6 protein-coding genes are annotated in these 5316 nt (G+C 63.7%); 1 reads left to right on the top strand and 5 read right to left on the bottom strand.

The window, feature by feature from the left end; all coding sequences use genetic code 11:
• Nucleotides 1-231: 231 nt before the first annotated feature.
• Genes DIZ27_RS44555 through DIZ27_RS44540 form a run of 4 tightly spaced genes read right to left on the bottom strand, consistent with a single transcriptional unit; the run spans nucleotide 232 to nucleotide 3083 of the window.
• Nucleotides 232-1050 carry an MFS transporter gene (locus DIZ27_RS44555; protein WP_109383936.1) on the bottom strand — a complete coding sequence of 273 codons (819 nt, stop codon included), beginning with the start codon at nucleotides 1048-1050 and terminating at the stop codon, nucleotides 232-234.
• On the bottom strand, nucleotides 1050-1760 hold the full coding sequence (locus DIZ27_RS44550; RefSeq protein ID WP_109383935.1) for an HAD family hydrolase: 711 nt from the start codon (nucleotides 1758-1760) through the stop codon (nucleotides 1050-1052). The genes DIZ27_RS44555 and DIZ27_RS44550 overlap by 1 nt, the downstream gene beginning before the upstream one ends.
• Nucleotides 1761-1791: 31 nt before the next feature.
• Nucleotides 1792-2601, bottom strand: a complete 810-nt coding sequence (locus tag DIZ27_RS44545; protein ID WP_109383934.1) for an exopolyphosphatase — start codon at nucleotides 2599-2601, stop codon at nucleotides 1792-1794.
• A 56-nt stretch (nucleotides 2602-2657) separates the two neighbouring features.
• Nucleotides 2658-3083: a hypothetical protein gene (locus DIZ27_RS44540; protein ID WP_219933752.1), complete on the bottom strand. Its 426-nt coding sequence runs from the start codon at nucleotides 3081-3083 to the stop codon at nucleotides 2658-2660.
• Nucleotides 3084-4366: 1283 nt separating this feature from the next.
• Between DIZ27_RS44540 and DIZ27_RS44535 the strand changes: the two genes are divergently transcribed.
• A complete protein-coding gene (locus DIZ27_RS44535; RefSeq protein WP_258308927.1) occupies nucleotides 4367-4825 on the top strand; it encodes a VOC family protein in 459 nt (152 codons plus the stop codon).
• A 158-nt stretch (nucleotides 4826-4983) separates the two neighbouring features.
• Here the strand turns inward: DIZ27_RS44535 and DIZ27_RS44530 are convergent.
• Nucleotides 4984-5316 (bottom strand): transposase (locus tag DIZ27_RS44530; RefSeq protein ID WP_258308926.1); only part of this gene is annotated, 333 nt, incomplete at its 5' end.

The following is a 5316-nucleotide window of genomic DNA, read 5'->3' as shown; positions in this document are numbered from 1 at the left end:
GTGGTGTAGCGGCGCGGACGGGCAGGGCGGTCGGCACCGTGGCCGAACCGGCAGGCCACGCATGAGCAGCGAGTTTCCTCATCCGGGGTGACAGCGACGGGCGCGTACGCGTACAACGGCATGACAGGACCTCTTGGTGCAGCGGCCGGCTTCAACACCGCTGTTGCTACCAAGAGGTCCTGCTCGTCCGGACGACTTCACCGATTCCGCTCCGCCGTCCCGACGATCAGTTCATGGACAGGCACTAAGGAGCAGCCCGCCGAGACCCGGTGAACCCTGGGCGCGCATCCCCGCCGGGATGGCGACCTCTACACCGCCCAGGCACAGGCCCAGGCCGGCGGATGCCGTCACCAGGGCGCGCAGCGCGCCGTGCCGCAGAGGGCCGAACGGACCGCGGGGCGTGGAGGCTTTCGGCCGGTCGGAGATGCTTGCAGTGGTGAGAGGCCATCGACGGACGAGGGCAGTACGCAAGAAGCCCAGGGTTCCCGCGATCATCAGGGAAGTGCTTGCGGCCAGTCCGGCTGCGCTGTGTCCGGCCATGGCGAAACCGCCCGCGAGGCCTGGTCCCAGGACGAAAGAGAGTTCCAGGCTCAGTGCTTCGTAGGAAGCCCCGGTAGTGACGTGCCGGGGGTCGGTGACCACGCGTCCCCACACGGCCCGGGAGGCTGCTGCGACATTGGGCTGGCTGAAGCCCACGCCCAGGGCAAGCAGGATCGGCCAGGGGCCGCCCCAGCGCTCGTGGACCGCCGCCATCAGCGCGGCCGTGCAGGGCGCGAAGACGACGCAAGCCGCGATGAGGGGACGGGTGGGGCCGATGGTGTCGATGAGTTTGCCCTGGACGACAGAGCCGAGTGCGGTTCCTGCCAGCATGGCGCTGGAGAGCGCCCCTGCCCAGGCGAAGGACCCGCTGCGCTCCTGGGCATAGAAGAGCACGGCCAAGCTGATCATGGCGAAGGGCAGCCGCGCTGCAGCCGAACACGCCAGTGTCGGCCAGTAGGCACGCTGGGACAGCAGGTCGCGGTAGTCCCGCCAGGCGACGTCGTGCGCCATCAGCTCACCGTCGCGGTGTGCAGGAGAGAGGCCGTGGGCGTAAATGCACCCTGGCCGATGGCAGTGAAGGCTTCGGTCAGATTGTCGGCCACGGTGTGGCCCGTCGCTTCGAGTTCGGGGCGGCCCGTCATACCTGTGGTGACCAGTACGCATTCGGCGCCCACCGCGCGGGCTGCGGCCGCGTCGTCGGTGACGTCGCCGATCAGCGCACAGGTGCGTGGGTCGAGGCCGAGGACGTCGAGGTGCTTCTTGAGGTAGTCGGCCTTGTGTCCGCCGGCTACTTTGCCCTTGACTCCGTCGACGCGTGTGAGGTAATCGGACACGCCGAAACGCTCGGCTTGTTCGGTGACGTCGTGGTGCAGTCCCATAGACAGCAGCGACTGGGTCAGCCCCAGTTCCCGGGCCCGGGTGAGGGTACCTTTGGCGTCGGTCGTGGTGCGGCAGTTGGCCAGGTTGCGGCGGTACGCCTCGTGGTAGACGCGCTCGACGACCGCCCAGTCCTCCGGGGCACTCAAGTCGCGATCCAGAACGCTGCCGTAACAGCGCCACAGGGGACGGCACAGGGCCGCTCTCCAGGTCTCCATGTCGATGGCCGGACGCCCGAAGTAGGCGCAAACCGCGTTGACCGACGCCAGCATGACGGGATTGTCATCCAGCAAGGTGCCGTTCCAGTCCCAGACGATGTGGCGTATCGGGGCACGTGTGTTCATTGGGCGTCCTTCCGTCGACAAGGTGGGTGGTTCAGGCGACCTGGGCGACCTGAGAGGCGAGGCCGTCACCGATGTTGAGGTCGGACGGCACGAACCCGTCGGTACCCGAGCGGTCGAGCAGCGCCATGACGATGCAGTTCGAGGCAATGGCGCCCTTCATCCACTTCGGGTCATAGGGCGAGTCCCGCATCAGCTGGTCCACGGTCAGCCCCTCCAGCCGGCGGGTCAGCGTCGTGAAGTCGTCGCGGGTACAGCGGCCCTCGTGGACCGGCACGCCGAAATGACGCAGATAGGCGAGCTCTCCCCCGGTATAGACAAAGGGGCCCACGGACTCGGGCAGTGAATTTATGATGAATTCACTGCACCCGGTCAGATCACGGCCAGCCGGGACACCGAGCAGGTTGAACTTCTCATTCAGGTCGACGATGCCGAACTTCAGCAGCCGGGGCTCACCCGTGGGTTGGATGATCTGAATGCTTCCGCCACCGACGTTGACGATATCCTGGCTAGGTGCGGATCCGTCAGAGACCACGGCCTGGCGTATCAGTCGCGCCTCTGCTTCCTGGGAGATCACCTGGAAGCGCACTCCGAGTTCCTGCAAGGTTTTCTCGGCAAGGTGTGCCAGCCTTGCATTCCTTCTCATCACCTCCGTCCCAAACGCTGTCATCGGAGCGCTCGGAGCGGATTCCCTGGCCCGCCTGACGAGATTCTCCACTGTGGCGGCTGAGGTTTCCTCGGAACTCTCCATGGGCTCCCAGGTGACCGTTTCGAGGAGTTGCGTCTTATCCTGCCGACAGTACAGCTTCAGGCTGTGGCTGCCGACGTCAAGAATAAATTCCATAAATTACCTTGCGTGGTTGTTTCCGTTCCCTGGGGAGGGCCTCCGCAGGGGGGAGATCAGGCGTTCACCAAAGTTTCCTGCTCGCGGCGTGCCCATTCGGGGAACACGTCCGACAGCAGACGTGTGTAGACGCCCAGGTTCGGGTCCTCGACGGGCTCGAGCGTCAGAATCTGAATGCCGAGCGCGACCGCGTAACCCATCTCCAGGACAGCGGCCTTGCCGATGTAGCCGTCAACATTCGTCACCACGATGAAGGTGGAGTTGCGAATCTTCGCGAAGACGGAGTCCTGCAGCGTGCGCGGGTCCTCCACTGGGTCCTCGTCCAGCAGGATGAACGTGTCCTGTGTGCCGTCGACAATCCCGTCGCTCACCGGAGCCTGGACGACAATGCCACGTTCCTGAAGGAACTTCTTGACTTCGAGCATCTTCTCGAAGTGCTTTCCGTAGGAACCGCTGATAACGGTACGCAGTGCGTGATCCATGATTCTCCCCCAAAGACTTGAGTTTGGCCGCACTTTCCCAAGGCGGTCACTAGCGAGATAAACGAACGGAAGCATGTCTGACTCGAAGACTGGGCTACTCCCAATGGTCACGAGTTAGGTCGGATCCGGTGCAAGTGGATGGAGTACGATGTGCAGGTTTCGGGGCGGTTGAGTTGTGGGTTTGGTAACTCAGGTAGGGCCGCTTCGTGGTGCGATGCGGGTTGGACAGTCGCGGAAGAGCATACCGAGGAGACCTGCCATGAGGAAGTACAGAGACTTCACGAATCGGTCAGGAAAAAAGCCGTCCTGAGGGAGTTTTTGGCGGTGTCCAGGATAGGCGGGAGGCGTTGTCAAGTTTTCTATAAGCAGGATGGCTGATGGCGCATCAGGTCGAGGTGGGGTGAGGTGGCGGGCTCTGAGTCAAGCCGTGGCGAGCATGGCGGTGGTCCCGGTGATCTGGCTCCAGGGGGTGAAGCGGTGCTGCATCTCGGCACAGTAGTGGGTAGCGGTCATCAGGTGGCGGCGGGGCCGGAAGCGCGGTGAGATCTGGCTGAAAGTAGATAGGTGTCCCTGAACAGCCCGTGAGCCCCAGACCAATATGACTTAAGTGCTTCAATTGGCCAGTTCTCGTCCGATCTGGCCGGTTGAGCATCGATATTTTCCCTGGTCGACAAGTCACTACGCTCCGGGCTCCATCCCTCAGAGAGCTTTGCTCAACTGGCCAGCTGAAGCGCTCAGTCACAACCAAAGGGTCCGGGGCTCGCTCGCGTATTCCGTGGGGGATCCGGGAGTGCCGTCGGGGGCCACCAGGAGCATGCGGTCAATGCTGCTCCGTGCCGGCTCCCAGGTGCTCTCGTCGTTCCAGTCGAAACGGACGGTGTTGTGGCGCGAAATTTTCCTGCCAGGATTCCCCAGAGCGTGCAGGTGCGCGTCGACTCGGCGCCCCACAGAGCCGGAAGGCTCCGAGAACATCGTGCACCGTACATGTGCATGTAGACGATCTCGCAAAACTTTGAAGTCCTTCTGTACTTGTGACGTTGACGCCTCAGGTGTCCCGAAGATAACGTCTCGCATCCTCGCCATCCTCCTGGCCGAGGGATGGTAGGTCCTTCCTATTTCCTTTTTTTGCACACGGGTTCCCGTGCGGCACCGCCGTACGGGAAAATTTTCGCGCGTTCATACGGAATTATCGCTCCGCATCTATCCGTCGCAACTCGAGAATCCGGAAGGCAGTCGAGATGTCCCTGAAAGAACAGACTCCCGCGCCACGTTCCACTGCGGCTTTGACCAAGCCGCACATCGATCACTTCGGAGTCCAGACGGACGACCTGGAGAACTGCCTGAGCTGGTATCTAGAGTTCTTCGGGGCGGAAAAGATGTGGGAGCTGGACAAATTCTCCGAGCTGACACACAGTCGGCTGCCGGGCATCGGGCGGCTGGTCGAGGTCGCGGTCGGCGAGGTGCGATTCCACCTGTTCGACCGGTCAGGCCACGACCATCAGGTGCCGCCGGAGAAGTCGTTCCAGTTCCAGCACGTGTGCCTGCGGGTGGATACCCCGAAGGACCTGGAGGCCGTCCGGGACCGGTGGACCGAGCTGTACGAGTCGGGTCGATTCACCTTCGCCCGCCAAGTCCCGCCCACCGACATCGTCGTCGACGACGAGGGTGTGCTCAGCCTCTATCTCGTCGACGTGAACGGGCTGGAGTACGAGTTCACCCACGTCCCGGAAGGACGCCGATGAACACTGCGGGTGCCGATAAATCATCCGGCTAGTAGGGCTTGGTTAGGTTGGGACGGGTTCGGCATGTCGGGTCGGCTTCAGGGATCTTCGGCAGGTCGGGCACGTCCCGGCCCAGCAGGCCAGCAGGAACTGCAGCCCGGCCACGACCTGGTAGGTCGTCAGACCGTGGCCGATGCTGGCGGGCACAGCCGCTCCAGGGTGCAGAACGCCTGCGCCACCGAGGCCAGGCTGAGATGCCGCAGAAAGCCCTGGTAGGTACGTCCCTCGAAGTGGCCCAGCCCCAGGGCGGTCTTCAGCTCCCGGTAGTCGTGCTCGACCCGCCAGCGGATCTTCGCCAGCCGCACCAGGCGCCGCAGGGGAACGTGGGCGGGCAGGGCGGACAGCCAGTACTTGGCCGGCTCCTTCTCGCCGGCCAAGTACTGGCTGTCCACCCTGCCCGCCCCCGTTCCCCTGCGGCGCCTGGTGCGGCTGGCGAAGATCCGCTGGCGGGT

It is taken from the genome of Streptomyces sp. NWU339, assembly GCF_003143855.1.
Classification (GTDB): Bacteria; Actinomycetota; Actinomycetes; order Streptomycetales; family Streptomycetaceae; genus Streptomyces.
The sequence above is the reverse complement of the archived record's forward strand: the minus strand, read 5'-3'. Positions and strand labels throughout refer to the sequence as shown.